Here is a 20,562-nt window from a genome sequence, read left to right on the forward strand (position 1 = left end):
TTTTGGTCATGGTGTTCGAATCCCGGCATTTGTTATGGCTGCAGGCTTTGGCCCACTCCGCCTTGTTTGCCGCTTTGTTTACGACGATTTTGTACGCGTTTCGTTCGTTGCCCCGAAGAAGGAAGCGTTGGCCGCTCGCCGCCTTCAAACGTTTGGGAAGCCGCAGGACGGTCCCGGCTTTCGTATTGAAGGCGTTCGGCGTTTCGGCGAAAAGCGTCGAAGCTTCCGGAAAGGAGCGGCTGCTGCTGGAAAGCGGGCTGCGCTTCGACCCGCTGCTGTACGAGCTGCTGCGAAGAGCGGTCATGACGCTCGGCTGCGGGCTGGCCGCGTTCGGCTATACGGGGATGCGGCAAGGATGGCGGCTCCCTTGGATCGAACCGGCCTACGTGCTCGTTTCCGGCTTGATCGTCGTTTTGCTGCTTGCATTCGACCGGACGATACTCGAATCGCTCGGCAAATACCGTACTTATCGGGTGATGAAAGAAATCTACATGCTCAGCCATCAGCTGCTGTATTACAGCGGCTCGAAAATGAGCCTGCACGCCAAACTGAACCGCTGCGTGCCGTTTTGCCAAAACATACGCCCGGACTTGCAGCTGCTGCTCAACGAATGGTACGAGGATGCCGAACAGGCGATCAAACGGTTCAAGCGGCGGCTCGGCACGGAGGAGGCGTACAGCTTCGCCGAGACGATCAATTCGCTTCGACTGAACGAGCACGGCAGCTACTATGCGCTGCTGCGCGAACGAATTCAGGACTACAAAGAAAAGCTGGACATGGCGAAGGACAGCCGGAAAGAAACGACGTCGTACCTGCTGTTCGTCATCGCCGGCGTACCGATTTTAAATACGTTTCGCATTTTCACGTATCCTTGGGTACAGGAAGGACAAAAGCTGTTCGATTCCTTGAACTGAACGACCGGCCGGCGCGAACGCTTGTATGGTCCGGAATTTTATGCGGAGAAGGGGAGAGTCTTATGAGGAACATTTTGATGACGGTCATGATGATGATTGTGATGGCGCTTCTGTTTACGAACATCATCAACAACGGAACGACGGGGATGCGCACCAACATTCAGACGAAGGGCGATTCCGCCAATACCGACATTAACGCGCTGAGAGCCGGCTCCTGATCGCATGTTCGGAGGCTTTGGATGAGGCACATTTTAATTACGGTCATGCTGGTCATCGTCGTCATCGCCATCTATTCGGGGACGATCGGGGGGAGCGGCGGCATGGAGCAAAACGTCCGCTCGATCGGCGGCAGCATGAACGGGACGATCCAATCGATCAATCCGTAACGGGGTACGCAGCGAATGAAGCAAATTTTGGTGTTCGTTTTATTTGCCGGCATGCTTTGCTGGGCGATGTTTATGCCGACGTACAAACATATTATCGTGTTCCGGCAGGCGATGCTGCAAAAGGAAGTCGACTACATGCTGGAGGTCGGGGCGAACGCCTCCCACGGCTTCGTGGACGGGGCGGCGATCGAAGCGTCTCGGCAAAGGCTTCGCCTGCACGGATTTCAAAGCGAGAGGCTGGAGTATTTCGTTTCTTCGACGAACGGCGCAAGCGCGACCGATCCGGCGGCGCCGGTGCATCGGGGGACCGGCATCGAGCTGACGATCACGTACCCGTACGACGGGATGTTCAATATCGACCGGCTGATCGGGATCCCGGTTCCGGCGGCAAACAGCCGGATGGGCGCCTCGGGCTTGAAAATGAGCGAATACGTGCCGTAACGAAGGGGGGCTGCGCGCTTGTACAAGCTGCTCATGCTTATGCTGCTGATCGGATTCGTCATGGTGCTTCATGCGCTGCAGGCCGACGAGGAGGTGGCGCTGCAGGCGCTGTTTCAAGGGAAGCATGCGGTCAATCGGGCGGCTCATGCGGCGGCGCAGCAAATCGACAAGCAAAAGCTGAAGGAGGGCATCGTTTCGATCGACCCGGAATCCGCCCGAAATGCGGCGATGCAGTATTTGCAGCGGAATTTGCGGCTCGATGCCGCGAACGAACCGCTCCCCGGTACGTTTTGGCGCAGTCGGGCGGAGGTGCTCGAGCTGGAAATCGTCAACGACGACCGCGTTTTTCCGTACACGTACTCGAATGCGAGCTACAACTATACGGTTACGCTGGACAAGCCGGGCGTCGTGCTGATCGTCCGTCTCGTCTACCCGCGTACGTTCGCCGTCCTGGGACCGATCGCGTGGAACATCAAAGGGACCGCGGAGCTGTATTATTGATCGGCCGCTGCGAACGAGACTGCGTTCATGCTTTCCGGCGACGTCATTTTCAAGGCGACCGGTTACCCGGAGGAAAAATCGCGCAATTGCGCAAGCCGGCGCATTGACGCGTTTCGGCCAAAGGAGTCCGTACACAAATGCGACATCCACGTGGGTTCGAGTATTGAATCAGCCCCAAACCAAGTAAAAAGACGCCTCCAATCCGCAAAGCGGAAATGGAAGCGTCTTTTTCATCGGCTACCGCTAAAACACGGATGTACATCATCGAAAGAATTCGATTCGGAAGCTGTTCTTATTTTCCCTGCCCCATCACCCATTCCCGGCCGGGAATGTCGACCCGAAAGCGCTCCACGCCGCCGGTATCGGCGAGCGTCACGTAGCACGTCCGGCCGTCCGGTCCGCCGAACGTCAAATTCGTGCAGTTCGTGCCGTGCAGCCGGACTTCCAGCAGCAGCTCGCCCGCCGGCGACACTTTGGCGACCGTTCCTTTGCCGAAGCGGGTGATGTACAAATTGCCGTCCGCGTCGCAGCGCATGCCGTCCATGCCGAAATCCGGAAATTCGATCAGCAGCCGCTTGTTCCGGATCGTTTGGTCCGGCAGCAAGTCGTACGCCCAGACGCGGCGTTGGACGGATTCGTTTACGTACAGCGTACGGTTGTCCGGGCTGACTTCGATGCCGTTCGTCGTGCCCATGCCGCTTTCCAACTGCAGAACGGTTCCGTCCGCGCCGATCCGCCATAGGTTGCCGGTCGACTCCTTCCAGTTCGGATCGCTGGCGAAAATCGTATCGTCGTCGGCGATCGCGATATCGTTCGGCTGATTCATCGTCGGCTCGTGGGCGAATACGGATATCGCTCTCGTCCGCATATCGACCTTCAAAATATTATGGTTCGTATAGTCGGCGACGAGCATGTCTCCGGCCCGGTTAAAGCGGATGCCGTTGCCGACGCTGCCGTTCGGCAGCTCGACGAATACGCTGCCGGCTCCTTCCGGGGTAATCCGCCCGATCGTGCCCTGCCGTTCGAAATTGACCGCATACACGTTGCCGTCCCGGTCGCAGGCCGGTCCTTCGATGCCGGACGTAAACACGCCGCGCGCCGTAAACGCTACGCTTTCATATAAGGGATGGTCCATGGCGGTGCCGCTCCTCCTTCTGTTTTCGACTTCGTTTCCGAAAAGGATGTTCGTATACGTTATTCGCCCCGGCGGCCCGTCTTCCTCTTTTCTCCTCCGAGCGGCGAATCGTGTATAATAGTTGGAAAGAGGAGGACTGATCGTACGATGGATGAACGGAGCGCCCGCCGGCAACGGCTGCAATATAAAATGAAGGAAACGGGAATCGACGTTTGCGTCATCACCCAAAATGTCGATTTGTACTATTTCGTCGGCTCGATGCAAACCGGGTATTTGTTCGTCCCCGCGGAAGGCGAGGCGATTTTTTACGTCAGACGAAGCGTCGCCCGCGCCGCCTGGGAAGCCGACGTCACCGTAGTCGAGCTCGGCTCGATGCGCGGCTTCGGCGCCCGTTTGGCGGAGGCGCTTCCGCACGTATTCCGGAAGCCGGGCGGGGAAGCGCCGATCGCGGCCGCCGAGTACGACGTGCTGCCGGTCCAGCAGTTTCAGCGGCTGGAAGGCGCGCTGCCGGGCGTGAAATGGGTGGACGGCTCGACGCTCATCCGCGAAATCCGGATGATCAAGTCGCCGCTCGAAATCGCCGCCATTCGCGAGTCGGCCCGCATCGTCGATATCGCCTACGAAACGGCCGTCCAATCGCTGCGGCCCGGTATGCCGGAAGTCGAGCTGATGGCGATCGTCGAGTCGGTTATTCGCAAGCAAGGACATATGGGCCTGATGCGGGTTCGCGGATACAATCAGGAGATCATTACGGGTATGGTCGGTGCGGGAGAGGCGGCGGCGATGCCGACTTATTTCGACGGTCCGGCGGGAGGGCAAGGGCTCGGCCCGGCCAGTCCGCAAAGCTCGGGGCGCCGGCCGATCGGCGAGAACGAGCCGATTTTGATCGACATCGGCTGCTGCGTCGAGGGCTACGTAATCGACCAAACCCGGACGGCGGTCATCGGCGAGCTGCCGGCCGACTTGCGGCAGGCGTACGAGCTTGCCGAGCGCGTGCTGCGCGAAACGGAGTCGCGGCTGAAGCCCGGCACGATTTGCGAGGAGCTGTACGCGGCGGCGCTCGAGCAGGTGCGCGAAGCGGGTCTCGGCGATCATTTTATGGGCTTCGGCGGCGATCAGGTGAAATTTTTGGGTCACGGCATCGGGCTTGAAATCGACGAGCTGCCCGTATTGGCCAAAGGGTTCCGTTATCCGCTCGAGGCCGGAATGGTCATCGCGATCGAGCCGAAGTTTACGTTTCCGGGACGCGGGGTCGTCGGCATCGAAAATACGTACGCGATCACGGAATCCGGCTTCGAGAAGCTGACGGTATCGCGCGAAGGAATCGCCGCGGCGCCCGGAAGCCGAGCGTAACGCCGTGCCGCCGTCGCGCGTCAAGCGCGGATTTTTCGTTTCACCCAAGCGGCGGTCGAAATGCGGGGGAAGGGTCTATATTAGAGCGGAGCGGATTATACTATAGTTAGGAGTAGAAGCGGCGGTTAAGCGGGAGCGATCCCGGTTTTGCGCAACCGGCCGATCCGGCTCGCGGTTCTTCGGCGATTTGTCCGTTTCATTGCCGGGAAAGCGAGCTTTTCGCGACTTCACTTTGCCGCCCGAATTTGATACGATATATCCAAACATACGAAACTAGCATTATGCCGTCGATAGACTACCATCGTTGTTCGTATAAACGTTTTGCCCGGCCGGCAAAACGGGGGGGAGGAACCGACTATGCTGCGTCTCGGTCAAAAGGTGATCATCGTGTCCGACAGCTTCGAGCAAAATCTTCCGATCGGGGATTATGGATATATTATCGCTTACGACCGCAATGCGGATAACGCTTTCGATTACGTCGTCCGCATACCGAAAATCAACAAAAACATGTTCGTTCCGGCCGAAGACATCGAGCTGGAGGAAACGCTGCTTCAGCAGGAAGTGGACCGGATCGAACGGGAAGCGCTGATCGATTACGCGCTGGCGACGAAAAACGAGGAGCTGTTCCGCAAAATCGTGAACGGGGAAAACGCGGAAGAAGCGAGCTCGGACGGCGCCAAGGAAGTGCAGTCCCAGCAAGACTTCATTCGACAAATCAACTTGAAGGCGTGGATTTGACGAAAGCGCGGCCGGCTTAGCCGAACAACGGTTCGGCGGCGCCCCGTTTCAAGCCCACAGCCCGATGCGTGAAGGCGCCCCTTGCGAGGAGCGCCTTTGCGCGTTTGGGGCCGGCAGGAGCGGAGCGGCTCGGCTCGCTTATATCGCTTTACCGCTGTAAAGCGATATTCGTCAAATATTGACACGCTCTCTTTTTATGGGATATGATTAACATCATACGGTTTTCGGGAGGAAATGAAGGGAATGAACGATTCACACGTCAAAATACTTGACTGCACGATCCGCGACGGCGGGCTTGTTAACAATTGGGATTTCAGCGTCGATTTCGTTCGCGATCTGTACTATTCGCTGAACGCGGCCGGCGTCGAATATATGGAAATCGGCTACAAAAATTCGCCGAAGCTGCTCAAAGGGGCGGAAGCCGGCCCTTGGCGGTTTCTGGACGAATCGTTTTTGCGGGAAGTCATTCCGGAAAAAGGCGACACGAAGCTGTCGGCGCTGGTCGATATCGGCCGCGTGGACGAAAACGACATTTTGCCGCGCAGCGAGAGCATGCTCGACATGATCCGCGTCGCTTGTTACGTGAAGGACGTGGACAAGGCGCTCGATCTCGTGAACAAGTTTCACGGCTACGGCTACGAGACGTCGCTTAACATTATGGCGCTTTCCAACGTCATGGAGCACGACCTGATCGAGGCGTTCCAGCAAATCGCCGGCAGCCCGGTCGACGTCGTGTACGTCGTCGACTCGTTCGGAAGCTTGTATCACCGCGATATCGAGCACCTGGTGGCCAAATTCCAGCGGTACTTGCCGGACAAGCAGCTCGGCATCCATGCGCACAACAATATGCAGCTCGCTTTCTCCAACACGCTAACCGCCGCGGAGCTCGGCGTAACGTTTTTGGACGCTTCCGTATTCGGCATGGGCCGTGCGGCGGGCAACTGCAACACGGAGCTGCTCGTCAGCTTTTTGAAAAATCCGAAGTACGAGCTTCGCCCGATTCTCGAAGTGATCGAGCGCCGCATGATTCCGCTTCGCGAGAAAGTGGAGTGGGGCTACATCATTCCGTACATGATTTCCGGCGTGCTGAACGAGCATCCCCGCGTGGCGATGGCGCTTCGCGCGAGCGAAGACAAAGACAAGTACGCCGAGTTTTACGACAGGCTGACGTCGCCGGAAACCGCGATTTCGGCCAAAGGCGGAGAATAACGCCGTAAAGCTCGCCTCCTCGATGCATTCAAATACCCAAACACCAATTTCAGCACCTGCAGGCGATAGCCTCGGGTGCTTTTTTGCAGTCCGATCGCCGGCCGGACCGCGCAGGGATTGGTTCCGTACGGATGAAGAGAAAAGGGGCGCCCCTTAAGCTGCGGGCGATTCGAAATATAACCGGAAAGCCTCCCGCTGTTTCGACTCCGTTTGGGCATCGGTTCGAACTAACCGGAAAAGCTCACGATAAACAGCCGCTGCAAGGACGAAAAGGGCGATCCGGGCAAAATTAGCGGGCCGTTTTCCCGCTACATGCTGCTGCGTCGGGGATTCCGACAAAATTAGCGGTATGTTTTCCAGGTCTTTCTTATCGTTGCGGTCCGATGCGATGCCTTGCTTCCCGCAAACCGCTCCCTTATTGAGTTCCGGCAAGGTTGTACTATATAATAGGAAGAATGAGTGGAACATTTGCGGCAAAAACGGAGGTGCAGAACATGAGCATTACGACGAAAGACGTCGAGCATGTGGCGAAGCTGGCGCGGCTGCAGGTGAGCGAAGCCGACATGGAACCGCTCACGGAGCAGCTGAACGCCATTTTGAAATACGCGGAAAAATTGAACGAGCTGGACACGGACGGCGTCGAACCGACGAGCCATCCGATGCCGCTTTCGAACGTCATGCGGGAAGACGACGTTCGCCCGTCGTGGCCGATCGAGAGCGTGCTGAAAAACGCCCCGGACGAAGAAGAAGGCCAGTTCAAAGTGCCGGCCGTATTGGAGTAACGATTACGCTTACGAAGACGGCATTCCTCCCGGAATGCCCTGCTTATGCTTACGAAGTCAGCTTTGCTTCACAAAGCTCGGATTACGCTTACGAAGACGGCATTCCTCCCGGAATGCCCTGAGGAGGTTTTACTTTGTCTTTATTCGACCTGAAGCTGCAGGAGCTGCACAACCGACTCGCCCATAAACAACTGTCGGTCCGCGAGCTCGTCGACCATTCGCTCGATCGGATTCGAGGCGTCGAGCCTTCGGTGCGGGCGTTTATTCGCGTGGACGAAGAAGGCGCGCGCGAGTCCGCCCGCGCATTGGACGAGCGTCTCGCGAAAGGCGGCGACCGCGGCCTGCTGTTCGGCCTGCCGGCCGGCATCAAGGACAATATCGTGACCGAAGGGCTGACGACGACATGCGCCAGCCGTTTTCTTGAAAACTACGACCCGATCTACGACGCCACCGTCGTCAAAAAGCTGAAAGAGGCGCAGGCCGTCACGATCGGAAAGCTGAACATGGACGAATTCGCGATGGGCGGCTCGAACGAAAACTCCGCGTTCCACGTAACGACGAATCCGTGGAACCCGGAATACGTGCCGGGCGGCTCGAGCGGCGGTTCCGCCGCATCGGTCGCGGCCGGGGAAGTCTACTTCTCGCTCGGCTCGGATACGGGCGGTTCGATTCGCCAGCCGGCGGCGTACTGCGGCGTGGTCGGCATGAAGCCGACGTACGGCCTCGTTTCGCGCTTCGGCCTCGTGGCGTTCGCCTCCTCGCTCGACCAGATCGGCCCGCTGACGAAAAACGTCGAAGACGCCGCCTACGTGCTGCAGGCGATCGCCGGCCACGATCCGCACGATTCGACGTCCGCGAACGTGAACATCCCCGACTACGTCGGCTCGCTGAGCGGGGACGTGAAAGGGCTGCGCATCGCGGTTCCGAAAGAGTATATCGGCCAAGGCGTCGATCCGAAGGTGAAAGAAGCGGTGACGGCCGCCCTCAAAACGCTGGAAAGTTTGGGCGCGGTATGGGAGGAAGTGTCGATGCCGCATACCGAATACGCGGTGGCGACGTATTATTTGCTCGCTTCGTCGGAAGCTTCCTCGAACCTGGCCCGCTTCGACGGCGTTCGATACGGCGTGCGCGCTGCCGATCCGGACAACCTGCTCGATCTGTACGTCAAATCGCGCAGCCAAGGCTTCGGCCCCGAAGTAAAGCGCCGCATCATGCTCGGCACGTACGCGCTCAGCTCCGGCTATTACGACGCGTATTACTTGAAGGCGCAAAAGGTGCGCACGCTGATCAAGCAAGATTTCGACGACGTGTTCCGAAACTACGACGTCATCATCGGACCGACCGCGCCGACGACCGCGTTCAAAATCGGCGAGCAAATCGGCGATCCGCTCACGATGTATTTGAACGACATCCTGACGATTCCGGCCAACCTGGCGGGCGTTCCGGCCATCAGCGTCCCGTGCGGCTTGGCGGACGGGCTGCCGGTCGGGCTGCAAATTATCGGCAAGGCGCTGGACGATGCGACCGTTCTGCGGACGGCCCACGCGTTCGAGCAGCATACGGAACATCACAAGCGGCGTCCCGCGCTGTAGAAGGAGGAGCATACACCCGTGACGGATAAGCGATACGAAACGGTAGTCGGGCTCGAAGTGCATGTCGAGCTCCATACGAACACGAAAATTTTTTGCGGCTGCTCCACCGAATTCGGGGCGCCGCCGAACACCCATACGTGCCCGGTTTGTCTCGGCCATCCGGGCGTGCTGCCGGTGCTGAACCGGAAAGCGGTCGAATTCGCGATGAAGGCGGCCATGGCGATCAATTGCGAAATCGCGACCCACAGCAAGTTCGACCGGAAAAACTATTTTTATCCCGACTCGCCGAAGGCGTACCAAATTTCCCAGTACGATCAGCCGATCGGCCAAAACGGCTGGATCGACATCGAAGTGAACGGGGAGACGAAGCGGATCGGCATTACCCGCCTCCATCTGGAGGAAGACGCGGGCAAGCTGACGCACGTCGACGGCGGCTTCGCCTCGCTCGTCGATTTCAACCGGGTCGGAACGCCGCTGCTCGAAATCGTCTCCGAGCCGGACATCCGTTCGCCGGAGGAGGCGCGCGCCTATTTGGAGAAGCTGAAGGCGATCATCCAATATTGCGACGTATCCGACGTGAAGATGGAGGAAGGCTCGCTGCGCTGCGACGCCAACATCAGTCTTCGTCCGTACGGACAGGAGAAGTTCGGCACCCGGACGGAGCTGAAAAACATGAACTCGTTCCGCGGCGTTCAGCGCGGCCTGGAGTACGAACAAATGCGCCAGGCGGAAGTGCTTTCGTCGGGCGGGGAGGTCGTGCAGGAAACGCGGCGCTGGGACGAAGCGCAGGGCAAGACGGTATCGATGCGCGGCAAGGAAGAAGCGCACGATTATCGCTATTTCCCGGACCCGGACCTTGTCCGCCTGTATATCGACGACGAATGGAAAGCGCGCGTCCGCGCTTCGATTCCGGAGCTGCCGGACGCGCGCAAAGCGAGATATACGGAGCAGCTCGGGCTGCCGGCCTACGATGCCGATGTCATCACGTCTTCGAAAAAGCTCGCCGACCTGTTCGAGGAGAGCCTGCAGTTTACGAAGGACGCCAAAGCCGTTTCCAACTGGATTATGGGCGATCTGCTCGGCTATTTGAACACGAACGGCCTGGAGATCGAATCGGTGCGCATTACCGGCCAAGGGCTCGGCGAAATGATCGGCCTGATCGAGAAAGGGACGATCAGCGGCAAAATCGCCAAAACCGTGTTCAAGGAAATGCTCGTCTCCGGCAAACGTCCGGGGCAAATCGTCGAAGAGCAGGGGCTCGTGCAAATTAGCGACGAAGGGGCGATCGGCGCGATCGTCGACAAAGTCGTCGAAGCGAACCCCCAATCGGTCGCCGATTACAAAGCGGGCAAAGAAAAGGCGATCGGCTTCCTCGTCGGTCAAGTGATGAAAGAGTCGAAAGGAAAAGCGAATCCGGGACTCGTCAATCAGCTGATCGTCGAACGGTTGAAGCGGGAGTAGCGCGGGACCGGCGCGAAAGCGCCGGCGGAGCATGCAGGGCGGGAGGAGCTTCCTCCCGCCTGTTTTTTCGCGCTTTCGCATTGTTTTATCAGAAGGACTATCCGACTTCATCGCAAAGGAGAACCGGATCATGAAAAAGCGTTTTAAAACTTTAAGTCGTCTGGCCGCCTTTTCCTTGGCGCTCGGCTTGATCGTGCCGCCCTTCGACGCGCCGGCGCAAGCCGCAGCGCAGCCCGCTCGGCCGGCCGTCGTTTCGGAAGCCGCAAGTGTGCCGCTGGCCGAGCCGGTGCCGCTGCGCGGCTTCGCCGAGTCGATCGGCGCGCAGGTCGGCTGGAACGACACCGACAAAACGGCGACCGCCGTTCGCGGGAAGACCGTCGTTTCAGCCACGATCGGCGAGTCGAGCCTAACCGTAAACGGGAAGCCGATGGCGCTGGATACGCCGGTCCGGCTCGACAACGAGAAAACGGTCGTCCCGCTCGGCGCATTGAACGAGGCGTTCGGGGTCCGGGCCGGATGGGACGCGCAGGCGAACGCGATCGCGATAGCCGAAGACGATTATCCGCTGCTCGCCAGCGCGTTTATCGCGGCCTGGAACGGCGGCGATGTGGCGAAGGCGAGAAGCTATATGAACGAAACGCTGCAATCGCTGATGCCGGAACCGCTGCTCCTCCAATATTGGGCGAACCTGACGCAAACGTACGGCCCTCTCGGCCCGCAGCTGTCGATTTCCGCCAGCTCCAATCCGGTTCATCATAACGCGGCGGCGTTGTATAAAACGGAGGCGGGCGCCTTCGAAATGACCGTCCGCTTCGATACGTACGGTCTCGTCGACGATCTGTTCGCGTCGCCCGCCGTTTCGGCCGCGGCCGCGGCTTACGAGAAGCCGGCCTATGACGACCCGGCGACATACAGCGAGAAGGACGTCGTCATCGGCCAAGGGCCGTTTGCGCTGCCGGGCACGCTTACGATGCCGGCGGGCGACGGGCCGTTTCCGGCGGTCGTGCTCGTGCACGGCTCCGGCCCGAACGACCGCGACGAGTCGATCGGCGCGGTGAAGCCGTTCCGCGATATCGCGGTCGGACTGGCGGCGCAGGGCATTGCCGTACTCCGTTACGAGAAAGCGACGCGCGAGCACCCGCTCAAATCCCAGCTCGGCCGCGAATCGTTTACGGTGCGGGAGGAAACGGTCGACGACGCCGTGCGGGCGATCGAGCTGCTGCGCCATACGGATCGGATCGATCCGCAGCGCATTTACGCGGCCGGTCACAGCCAAGGCGGGATGCTCGTTCCGCGCATCGTCGACGCCGCCGGACCGAACGGGATCGCCGGCGCTATCGTGCTGGCGGGGCCGTCCCGGCCGCTCGAAGATTTGCTCGTCGAGCAGCTGAAGTTCCAGCTCGGGCTGGCGCGCAAAGCCGGGCTCCCGACGGAGGCGCTCGAACGGCAAGCCGCGCTGTACGAGGAGCAGTTCAAGCTGATCAAAGATCCGCAGTATTCGCCGGCCAACCCGCCTCAAGGCTTTATGCTCGGCAATACGGCCTGGTGGCTCGACATTCGCGGCCTGCGCGCCGGGGAAGAGGCCAAGCGTCAAAACGTGCCGCTCCTAATCGTGCAGGGAGGCAACGACGTCCAAGTATTTCCGGACAACCTGGACGGCTGGAAATCGTCGCTGTCCGAGCGAAACGACGTCCAATACAAGCTTTATCCCAAGCTGAACCATACGCTCGTCGAATTCGAAGGCGAATCGACGGGAGCCGAATACGGCGTTCCGGCCAACGTGCCGGACACGCTCATCGCCGATATGGCGAATTGGATCAAGCGCTGACGGAATCCGGTTCGCCGAAGCGCCGGACACCCTCCGCGGGTGTCCGCCATTTTCGCTATCATGTTTCCTCGGGTTCCGTGATACAATAGAAGTTAAGCCGTTGGCGATTTTCGTTTCAAGTAAGCGCATTCCGGGAGGTGACGACTTGGACAATCCGTGGGAGTTGAACGAGCTTCATATGACGCTGCGGCTCGTGCTGGCGGTCGTGTTCGGCGGCCTGGTCGGGCTCGAGCGCGAGCAGAACAACCATCCGGCCGGATTCCGTACGCACATTCTCGTCTGCCTGGGCGCCGCGCTCATTATGCTGTTGTCCATGTACGGCTTCGGCGCGTTCGCCAACGAGGCGAACGTTCGTCTCGACCCGGCGCGTTTGGCGGCGCAGGTGATTACCGGCATCGGCTTTTTGGGAGCGGGCACGATCATTTTCAACGGAAGCTCGATTTCCGGCCTGACGACGGCGGCGTCGCTCTGGGTCGTGGCCGCGATCGGTTTGGCGACGGGAGCCGGGTTTTATTATCCGGCCGTACTGACGACGCTGTTCGTATTGCTCAGTCTATGGATTTTAAATAAAGTGGAGAAACGGTGGCTCGGCGGAAAGCGGACGCGCACCGTTCAAATCGAAATGCCCGACCGTCCGGGAAGTCTCGCGGCGATCACGTCGGCGATGGCGGACAAAGGCGCGGAAATCCGCAAGGTCGCGATCGAGCAGCTGCATCGCGAAGACGGCGGGGACCGGATCCGCATCCAATTGTCGGTCCGGCTGGCCAAGCCGGAACTGCTTCTGTCGGCGGCGGATGAGCTGCGCGCGCTTGACGGCGTGACGAACCTATCGATCGAATGAGGAAGGAGGGGAAGGCGATGGAAGATTCGCGGCAAAAGCCGAAGGACGGCGGCGCGTACGGCGCGCAAACGGACGGCGGGGACCGGCCGCCGGCTCCGCCGAGACCGGACATGCCGGATTGGGGCTACTACGACCGTTATGCGGCGACCGTGCCGAGAAAGCGCAAATGGATCGCCGTGCTGCTGTCGCTCTGCATACCGGGAACGGGCCATTTTTACCTCGGTCTCATGCAAAAAGGGCTGATGATCATGCTGCTGATCATTCTCGATATATTCGCGATCGTCCATTTCTCGATCAATATGTCGAGCATTCCGCTCATCACGCTGCTGGCGCTGTTTTTGCCGATCATTTATTTTTACAACGTATTCGACGCGCTGCTGCTGACCGATAAGGTGAACCGGTATGCGTTCGCGCCGCCCGCCTCTCCGGATCGGCCGTTCGACGAGCGCCCCGGCGCCGACAAGCCCGGCTCCGCCCCGTTTGTCGGTTGGCTGCTCGTCGGCACGGGAGGGCTGTTTTTCGTATTCAGCGCCAAGCCGGACTGGCTCGGCAGGCTGATGGACAAAATGGGTACGATGATCGGCGGACTCGTCTTGATCGGGATCGGCATCGTGCTCTTTTTGAGAAATTCCTCGAAACCGAAATAAGGAAGGAGGCCGGCCATGATTCGTGTAGGCAAAGCGACCGCCGGGCTGATCTTGCTGGCGAGCGGCGCGGGTCTTCTCGTCGACTGGACGATGGACACGAACTATTTGGGCTACGCGGAACAGGCGTGGCCGCTCATCTTCGTCGCGCTCGGGCTGGAATCGTTGTGGGTCAACTTCAAATACCGGAATCGCAACGAGCGAACGACGCTCGATATCGGCGGCGTGATCGTATCGACGCTCGTCGCGGCGGCGATCGTCGCGTACTCGCAGTATGGCTGGCCGCCGTCCAAATGGTTCGAGGACGTCCATCGGGAGCTCGGCACGCTGAGGAACGGACGGCTGTCGTGACGTACGAAAAGCAGCCTCCGCGCCGCCACGGTTCGATCCGGGCGGATGCGGAGGCTGCAAAGCTGTATGGGCAATGATGGCCGAGTTGAGTAAGCGCTTACTTCGATGCGGCGGCTTCGGCCGTCTGTATTTTTTTGTTCACCCGTTCGGCCGCTTCGCGAAGCGCCGTATTGACGTCCTTATTGTTGTACACGATGTCGCGGACGATCGTCACGAATTCGCCGTTGTTCGGTCCGTTGTATTTATTGACCGAGCCGGCCGGGGCGTATTTGTCCGGCTGCAGCGCTTTTACGTTTTTGCCCGCATACAGCGGATTGTTTTGGCCGAAAACCTTGCGAAGCTCTTTATTGTTCAGCGACGTGAGAAATTTGCCGTCCTTCATTTGCTGCGTCTGATATTCCTCGGTCGTGAGGTAAGCGATAACTTCGAAAGCCTGGTCTTTGTGCCCGCTGATCGACGTGACGTAGAAATAGGTCGGATACGCCTGCGGGCCCATGTCGGGCATTTCTTTCAAAACGGGGAACGACGCCAAATCCCAATTCATGTTGCCGATTTCCTGCGCCGTATAGAGGGCGGATATGCCGAGAAACATCGCCACGGTCCGGTCCTTGAAAAAGCGGTTTCGTTCGTGCGGCTCGGCTATTTTGCCCGGATCGACGGACGCGTAGCCCGGCAGCTTGTAAAACCGGACCAAATTGTCGGCGAACGTTTTCCACCTCAAGTCGGTGTCGTAGGCCGATTTTTTCGTATCGGAATAGACGATCGGGATCGACTGCTGGTTCATCATGGCCAAGTGGCCGTACGACGATCCGAGCCCGTAGTAGGCGACGCCGCTGTCGGTGCGGGTCAAGCTTTTGGTCAGCTCGTACAAGTCGTCCCACGTCATCCCGTCCTTCGGGTAAGGAACGCCGAATTTATCGAAAATGTCTTTGTTGTAGTAGATCGAAGCGGGTGTCGTGTACACGGGGAGGCCGTACATGCCGCCGTTCGCCAGCTGTCGGGCCGTATCGACCATCGTCGGCTCGAGCCGGCTCAGATCGTAATTATGGGTTTTGATGTAGGGGCTGATGTCGGTTTCGAGCTTATAATCGAGCAGGCTGCCGGGGCTGGCGCCGATCGAGGCGAATACGATGTCGATTGTTTGCCCCGCGGCGAGCAGCTCCGAGATTTTGCCCCCCGGTATATATTTGATCGTCACGTGGGGGAACTTTTTCATGATCGGCTGACCGAACGTTTTCATGAACTCTTCCTCGGGCCAGTCTGCGGGATACGGAAAATAGACGCTCAGCTGGGCCGGTTCCTTTTTGCTCGGGGGAGGGGTATCGCTTTCGGCGGCGGGGCCGGGATTTCCGGCGGCACATGCGGACAACAGCAGCATAGGGACAAGCAGCAGCGAGACCGTTATTCGTTTAGTCAATCGTACACCCTCCTTGTTTGGTTACAAAAGCTGTTATGCAATCGCTTACAAAACGTCAGGAGACATCCTATGCAGTCGTCGCATTGTTGAAAAAGGCGCAATCGTCGTTCGTCTTCGTGCATCACCTCTTTTTGTCGGGACGTGCCGGCCGAAGGCCGTTGGCATTCATTACCACTATTGTATGGGATAATCGGGGAAAGGAACAGTACTTTTCTTAAAGATTAAGAAATATTTTTTTGCAGCGATTAAACAGGATCCGGCCGAGCCCGGTACGACGAAAAGCAGCCCGCGCGACGCCCGGAAAGGGCGCCGCCGCAGGCTGCTTTCGCTGCGCGAGCGAGTTAATGAAACTTGACGTTCCCCGTCAGCGGACGGTCGATCTGCCGCACGATCGGACCGGACGTTCCCGCCCGCGATACGGTGAGCGACGCGAGAGCCGGCGTATTCGCGGACGGCTGCCGCAGCGACAGCCGGACGACATACTCGGCATTGTCCGGCCCGCGCGCCGTCCCTTGTACGTGCAGGGCCGACGAATCGATAACGAGCATCCCGATCGTTTGCAGCTCGAGCTTCAGTCCGCCTCCGCCGGACTGCGATTGCATATGCAGGCTGAGCCTGCCTTCCGGCTGGCCGAACCGGTCGTAGCCCAGCTTGGCGACCAGATGGATTTTGCCGTACGCGCTATCCGTAACCGTAAGAGAGTCGGTTCCCGGGAACCAGCCCGCCGCCGCCGCCGGACCTTTCGTCGGATCGTAGACGGCGAACGCGACCGTTTGCGCCGTTTGGTTGCCCGCATAGTCGATCGCCGCGGCGTTTAACGTATGGATGCCGAGCGCCGTAACGGCCGTGCCGGAAACGTACGGCTGCCCGTCGAGCAGCGTCGTCACCGATTTCACTCCGCTTTCCGCATCGGAGGCGGTTATTGCGGGAGTGGCCGAAAGCGCGTACCCGTGATCGTACGTAACCCCGGTGACGCTGAGCGACGGCGGGTTCCGGTCCGCCAGCTTGATTTCCAAATACGGCTTGTTGACAGAATTTTCTTTGGAATTGAACGAAGAGGCGAGACCCGGCGTCACGTTTTGAACGACGGCCATGCTGGCGATTTTGTCCCCGGCCAGCTGGGCCGTAATGTAAGGCGTAACGTCGAACTTATACCAGGCCGCCGGATTGCCGACGTTGAGCGTCGCAAGGGGCTCCTGGTAAGCCGGCTTGTTGTTCCACGTCAGCCCTTTTTCCGTCCAGCCGTCGTCCGCGACGGCATGCACCGTATTGTCCACGTTCGTGCCCCCCGAGTCGTTCGTCGAGCCGTACAAGTAAAGGGAAGCGGACGTAACCTCGCCGGCGATGCGGCTCAGGTCGAACTGCAGGAACGACTGCCGATGGAACCCTCCGCTGCTGTTTTTGACCATAAACGTACCGGTGCCGCCGTAATTGTCCGCCGCGTAATCGCCGTCGCGCGCGAACGTATCGTGGGTCGGCAGCAGCTTGGCGCTGAACGGGTCGACGACTTCGATGCCGATGACGGCAAATTTGAGATATCCGTTCAGCCGGACGGCCGCCGCGATTTTGACGGCGCCTTCCTTCAGCGCCGTAACGAGGCCGGTTTCGGTTACCGTGGCGACATTCGGATCGGTCGAGAAATAATGGACGTTCGCCGCGCTCATATCGACCGGCTCGCCCGAGCTCATCGTACCGGAGAGCCGAAGCTGCGTCGACTGGCTCACTTTCAGCCCGGTCGCATCCGCGGCGAGCGAGACGCTTTTCAGCACCGGCTGCTTGTTTTGTTCGGGAACGACCCGATCGTAAACGCGCGTTTCCGTAATGCTGTTGAACATGCTTTGCGAGTTGCCGTGGCCGACGATTTTGACGTATCGCGCCGACCGTTCCCCGATATCGTAATTTTCCAGTTCGTCCGACAGTCCGGAGCTGCTGCCGGAAAAGACGTTCGTCCACGAGCTGCCGTCGTTCGACAGTTCGATATCGAACGAAGCGGTTCGCTCCTGTCCGCGGTACCAGGCGAGCGAGACGCTGCGGACCGTTCGGACCGAGCCGAGATCGTATTGGATCCACTGTCCGTCCCCGAGCGCCGACCACCGGGTCGACAAATCGTCGTCGAGCGTATTGGCCGGGATGTTGCCGTCGTCTCCGCTAGCCGTCACGGTCGCGATCGGCAGCCCGGCCTGACCCGCCCGGGCCGGTCCCGGAAAATGGACCGCGTAGCGGGTTTCTCCGCCGCCGGGAAGCGAGACGCGAATCCGCGCCGTGCCCGGCAATGCCGTCGCCTGCTCGATCGTCACCTCCGCGTTCGGATCGGCGGGTACGGCCGAGACGAACGGCGGCGTCGCGGTGCCGGCCGGGAGCGCGTAATCGTAGGTGAACGTTTTGGCGTCAAACCCGACGAGCGGACTGCCTCCGAGCGAAATGCCGCCGAGCAAAGGCGGGTTGGCCGATGCGAGCCGCCACTCAGCCAAAGGCTGAACCGCGGGAACCGATGCGGGCGGCGTTTCCCCGTCGCGCAGCGGGACGAACAGCACCGACAGCCGCAGGTTTTGCACGTCTTCGAGCTGAATCGCCAGCTTGCGGATGCCGGCATTCGGGTTTTGCCCGCCCGGATTCGGCGAAGTCGGCAGCGGCGCGGCGTCCATCACCGAAAATTTCGCCTGCGACGGGGATAAAATGCGCGCCCAGAGCCGCTTTCCGTTTTTCGCCAATATCGCCGTGGCGCCGTCCGGAGAAATTTCCTCCACATCGGCGGACGTATGCATAAACCACCAGACGTCGGACGGCGCCTTCGCGTACACTTCGTCCTGGACGACCATCGTGCGGCGGTTGTCGAACAGGCGGATGCCGCGTTCCGCCTTGATTGCGTCTTTCGCGTAGGCTTCCGTCAAGTCGGCGATCGCCAGCGCGTCCTGCGGCGACGACTCGACCCGGCTCATTTGGATTTCTTTCGTTTCGTCCTGCTCCGGTCCGGTACCCGGGTTGATGACGAGCACGTTTTGCCCCTCCGCGCGCATCCGGTAGTAGTCCCACCGCTGCGCCCCGAAATAACCGGGCAAATTGTAGTTGTCGGCGCCGAGCTCCTGCGCCCAGCGGACGCCCAGCGCGTCGAAGACGAACGTTCCGGCGTCGAGATTATGATGGTTTTTTTGCTTGCTCGCCCCTTTGAAGCCGACGAACAGCGCGTTCGGATCTTCCCAGGCGCTGCGGAACGTGACCGCTTCGACGCCGCGGAAATATTTGTCGAACGGGACCTGCGCGCCGCGAGGGCCGGCATAGCCGTTCGGGACGTACCAGAGCAGATCGAGCGGCGACGGATTCGCATCGACTCGCTGCGTCTGCCACCAGCCGTATTCGGGCTTGCCGAACTGCTCCCCGAACCAGTACAGCGAAGGCGAATTCGGAACGCCCGAGCCGGCGTCGGCGAAGTTGAACGTTTGATTGAACGGTCCGGTCGTAAAAATCGGGAAATCGCCGTTGTTCGGCAGCCCGGAGCTGGCCGACAAGCCGAAGTCGGTGCCGACCGCCGTCTGCAGCGCCTTGAAATAGACGCCGATATATTGGATCGAATATTGCCAGTAGCCCGGGCCTTCGTACCAGCCGCCGTCGGGCGCCCACTGGGGCAGCGCCTTCGGCAGGGAGGCGAAGCCGCGCTGGAGCAAATCTTCCGCCATCGGCTTTACGGCCGGCTCGTCGCCCAAAGCGAGCGCGCCCATGCCGATTCCGCCGTTCACGACGAAATTCCAGTTGTTCGTCGTATTCACCCAGAAGTCGGGGCGGTTGTAGCCGGCCAACGCGGGAACGAACCCTTTGTTCACGATCGCCTCGCGCAAAAACGTTTTTCGTTCCGCCGTCCAATAATCGTACAGCCAGTCGTACCCGATCGCGAAGGCGTGGGTCATCTCGGCCGTGTCGAGAAAATGGCGCGGGTTCCAGTCCGGAAAATTGCCGGCCGCCTGCAGCTCCGTCCAGGCGCGCTCCGCGTATCGGCTGTCAGCCGTTAGCCGGTACTGCATCGCCAGCGCGTACGTTCGCTCCAGCACTTTGCGGCTGACGGCGAGCAGCCGCAGTCCGTCCGGTATTTCGTAGACGGAGGGCGGTTCGGTCAATATTTTGTCGGCTTTCGTCGTTAGCAGGGCGAACCATCGGGACAGACGGGGGTCCGTGGCGATGCGCCCCTGCAGGGCGGCGAAGTCCGAAGCCGTTGCCAGCAGGCGCGGATGCTGCGCCGCAATCAGATCCGTCACGTTCACCTCCTTGCTCAGCTTGGCGTCGTCGAACCAGACGGTGCCGGTCGCATTCCAGATGAACAGCTCGAACAATAATCTCACCGCTCCGTCCGGAACGGTCACGCGCTGCACGATTTGCCCCCAATCGCTCGTTCCTTTTCGCGCGCCGGCGAAAGAATCGGTTCCCACCTTCTGACCGCTCGCGTTGAAAAATTGATAACGCAGCACGACGCCTCTGTCGGTTGATACGATATTGTCCATCTTGACCCAGACGCTAAGCTTGTACGATTTGCCCGCTTCGACGTTATGCGTTTGCGTCGTGCTGCTGCGCGCCGGCGCGTCGGCGCGGATGCGCAGGGAGCGGGCTCCTTCCTTAAATACGGCGGCGTCGGAATCGTATTGCGGCGTTCCGCTGGCGATCCATCGGTTCCAGCCGGTCGGCTGACCGTTTGCGGCGAGCGATTCGAATCCGCCGTTGACGAGCAGGTTCGCCCCTTCCGAAGGCCCCGTCTCCGCTTCCGCATGAGGGGAAGCGAGAGGGAGGAAGCCGAACGTCAGGCAGACGATCAAAAGCGATGCCACGATGCGTTGAAACGGGCTGCGCGCGCCGCGCATGAATGTCGCGAATGCATTCACCGGGGACACTCTCCTTTATTAGGGATCGGATAGGTCTGCGAGTGGATGGCGCTGCTGTCTTCATGCTGTATCCCAGAGCGAATGTCCGACGCGGCCGTACGCGG

General features: G+C 59.9%; 18 protein-coding genes. 15 read left to right on the forward strand and 3 right to left on the reverse strand.

What is annotated here, in order from left to right:
- The first annotated feature begins 2 nt into the window (after positions 1–2).
- The 5 genes from PV407_RS25045 to PV407_RS25065 all read left to right on the forward strand — a co-directional run bounded on the left by PV407_RS25045 (position 3) and on the right by PV407_RS25065 (position 2,242).
- Positions 3–914, forward strand: a complete 912-nt coding sequence (locus tag PV407_RS25045; protein WP_442951705.1) for a hypothetical protein — start codon at positions 3–5, stop codon at positions 912–914.
- A 62-nt stretch (positions 915–976) separates the two neighbouring features.
- Positions 977–1,132: a hypothetical protein gene (locus PV407_RS25050; protein ID WP_332092744.1), complete on the forward strand. Its 156-nt coding sequence runs from the start codon at positions 977–979 to the stop codon at positions 1,130–1,132.
- 21 nt (positions 1,133–1,153) lie between these two features.
- The gene (locus tag PV407_RS25055; protein ID WP_332092745.1) at positions 1,154–1,300 is read left to right on the forward strand and encodes a hypothetical protein; all 147 of its coding nucleotides are present in this window, start codon (positions 1,154–1,156) and stop codon (positions 1,298–1,300) included.
- Positions 1,301–1,315: 15 nt separating this feature from the next.
- The gene (locus tag PV407_RS25060; RefSeq protein ID WP_332092746.1) at positions 1,316–1,741 is read left to right on the forward strand and encodes a hypothetical protein; all 426 of its coding nucleotides are present in this window, start codon (positions 1,316–1,318) and stop codon (positions 1,739–1,741) included.
- A gap of 18 nt (positions 1,742–1,759) precedes the next feature.
- Positions 1,760–2,242 (forward strand): hypothetical protein, encoded by a 483-nt coding sequence (locus tag PV407_RS25065; RefSeq protein ID WP_332092747.1) that lies wholly within the window; start codon positions 1,760–1,762, stop codon positions 2,240–2,242.
- A gap of 292 nt (positions 2,243–2,534) precedes the next feature.
- Here the strand turns inward: PV407_RS25065 and PV407_RS25070 are convergent, their stop codons facing one another.
- Positions 2,535–3,377 carry an SMP-30/gluconolactonase/LRE family protein gene (locus tag PV407_RS25070; RefSeq protein ID WP_332092748.1) on the reverse strand — a complete coding sequence of 281 codons (843 nt, stop codon included), beginning with the start codon at positions 3,375–3,377 and terminating at the stop codon, positions 2,535–2,537.
- Positions 3,378–3,524: 147 nt separating this feature from the next.
- Between PV407_RS25070 and PV407_RS25075 the strand changes: the two genes are divergently transcribed.
- From PV407_RS25075 to PV407_RS25120, 10 genes are all read left to right on the forward strand, one after another.
- Complete coding sequence (locus PV407_RS25075; protein WP_332092749.1) at positions 3,525–4,730, forward strand: M24 family metallopeptidase; 1,206 nt, start codon at positions 3,525–3,527, stop codon at positions 4,728–4,730.
- A gap of 357 nt (positions 4,731–5,087) precedes the next feature.
- The gene (locus PV407_RS25080) at positions 5,088–5,468 is read left to right on the forward strand and encodes an ATPase (protein WP_332092750.1); all 381 of its coding nucleotides are present in this window, start codon (positions 5,088–5,090) and stop codon (positions 5,466–5,468) included.
- A 243-nt stretch (positions 5,469–5,711) separates the two neighbouring features.
- Positions 5,712–6,677, forward strand: coding sequence for an aldolase catalytic domain-containing protein (locus tag PV407_RS25085; RefSeq protein ID WP_332092751.1), 966 nt, complete (start codon positions 5,712–5,714; stop codon positions 6,675–6,677).
- Positions 6,678–7,171: 494 nt separating this feature from the next.
- Positions 7,172–7,459, forward strand: coding sequence for an Asp-tRNA(Asn)/Glu-tRNA(Gln) amidotransferase subunit GatC (gatC, locus tag PV407_RS25090; RefSeq protein WP_332092752.1), 288 nt, complete (start codon positions 7,172–7,174; stop codon positions 7,457–7,459).
- Between the two features lie 134 nt (positions 7,460–7,593).
- Complete coding sequence (gene gatA, locus PV407_RS25095) at positions 7,594–9,051, forward strand: Asp-tRNA(Asn)/Glu-tRNA(Gln) amidotransferase subunit GatA (RefSeq protein ID WP_332092753.1); 1,458 nt, start codon at positions 7,594–7,596, stop codon at positions 9,049–9,051.
- An 18-nt stretch (positions 9,052–9,069) separates the two neighbouring features.
- A complete protein-coding gene (gene gatB / locus PV407_RS25100) occupies positions 9,070–10,512 on the forward strand; it encodes an Asp-tRNA(Asn)/Glu-tRNA(Gln) amidotransferase subunit GatB (RefSeq protein ID WP_332092754.1) in 1,443 nt (480 codons plus the stop codon).
- Positions 10,513–10,642: 130 nt separating this feature from the next.
- Positions 10,643–12,340, forward strand: coding sequence for an alpha/beta hydrolase family protein (locus tag PV407_RS25105; RefSeq protein ID WP_332092755.1), 1,698 nt, complete (start codon positions 10,643–10,645; stop codon positions 12,338–12,340).
- 145 nt (positions 12,341–12,485) lie between these two features.
- Positions 12,486–13,181, forward strand: coding sequence for an MgtC/SapB family protein (locus tag PV407_RS25110; RefSeq protein ID WP_332092756.1), 696 nt, complete (start codon positions 12,486–12,488; stop codon positions 13,179–13,181).
- Between the two features lie 17 nt (positions 13,182–13,198).
- Complete coding sequence (locus tag PV407_RS25115) at positions 13,199–13,828, forward strand: hypothetical protein (protein WP_332092757.1); 630 nt, start codon at positions 13,199–13,201, stop codon at positions 13,826–13,828.
- 15 nt (positions 13,829–13,843) lie between these two features.
- A complete protein-coding gene (locus tag PV407_RS25120; RefSeq protein ID WP_332092758.1) occupies positions 13,844–14,176 on the forward strand; it encodes a hypothetical protein in 333 nt (110 codons plus the stop codon).
- Positions 14,177–14,273: 97 nt separating this feature from the next.
- On the opposite strand, the gene PV407_RS25125 is transcribed toward PV407_RS25120, so the two are convergent.
- Positions 14,274–15,593 (reverse strand): ABC transporter substrate-binding protein, encoded by a 1,320-nt coding sequence (locus tag PV407_RS25125; protein ID WP_332092759.1) that lies wholly within the window; start codon positions 15,591–15,593, stop codon positions 14,274–14,276.
- Positions 15,594–15,934: 341 nt separating this feature from the next.
- Positions 15,935–20,458 (reverse strand): CBM96 family carbohydrate-binding protein, encoded by a 4,524-nt coding sequence (locus PV407_RS25130; protein WP_332092760.1) that lies wholly within the window; start codon positions 20,456–20,458, stop codon positions 15,935–15,937.
- Positions 20,459–20,562 lie beyond the last annotated feature (104 nt).

Origin of the sequence: Paenibacillus sp. GYB003, from assembly GCF_036577625.1 — a bacterium.
In the GTDB taxonomy this organism is placed as follows: Bacteria; Bacillota; Bacilli; order Paenibacillales; family NBRC-103111; genus Paenibacillus_AB.

Coding starts and splice junctions, on each gene's coding strand:
- PV407_RS25050 (WP_332092744.1), top strand. CDS start 977: ATGAGGAACATTTTGATGACGGTCATGATGATGATTGTGATGGCGCTT.
- PV407_RS25055 (WP_332092745.1), top strand. CDS start 1,154: ATGAGGCACATTTTAATTACGGTCATGCTGGTCATCGTCGTCATCGCC.
- PV407_RS25060 (WP_332092746.1), top strand. CDS start 1,316: ATGAAGCAAATTTTGGTGTTCGTTTTATTTGCCGGCATGCTTTGCTGG.
- PV407_RS25070 (WP_332092748.1), bottom strand. CDS start 3,377: ATGGACCATCCCTTATATGAAAGCGTAGCGTTTACGGCGCGCGGCGTG.
- PV407_RS25075 (WP_332092749.1), top strand. CDS start 3,525: ATGGATGAACGGAGCGCCCGCCGGCAACGGCTGCAATATAAAATGAAG.
- PV407_RS25080 (WP_332092750.1), top strand. CDS start 5,088: ATGCTGCGTCTCGGTCAAAAGGTGATCATCGTGTCCGACAGCTTCGAG.
- PV407_RS25085 (WP_332092751.1), top strand. CDS start 5,712: ATGAACGATTCACACGTCAAAATACTTGACTGCACGATCCGCGACGGC.
- gatC (WP_332092752.1), top strand. CDS start 7,172: ATGAGCATTACGACGAAAGACGTCGAGCATGTGGCGAAGCTGGCGCGG.
- PV407_RS25105 (WP_332092755.1), top strand. CDS start 10,643: ATGAAAAAGCGTTTTAAAACTTTAAGTCGTCTGGCCGCCTTTTCCTTG.
- PV407_RS25115 (WP_332092757.1), top strand. CDS start 13,199: ATGGAAGATTCGCGGCAAAAGCCGAAGGACGGCGGCGCGTACGGCGCG.
- PV407_RS25120 (WP_332092758.1), top strand. CDS start 13,844: ATGATTCGTGTAGGCAAAGCGACCGCCGGGCTGATCTTGCTGGCGAGC.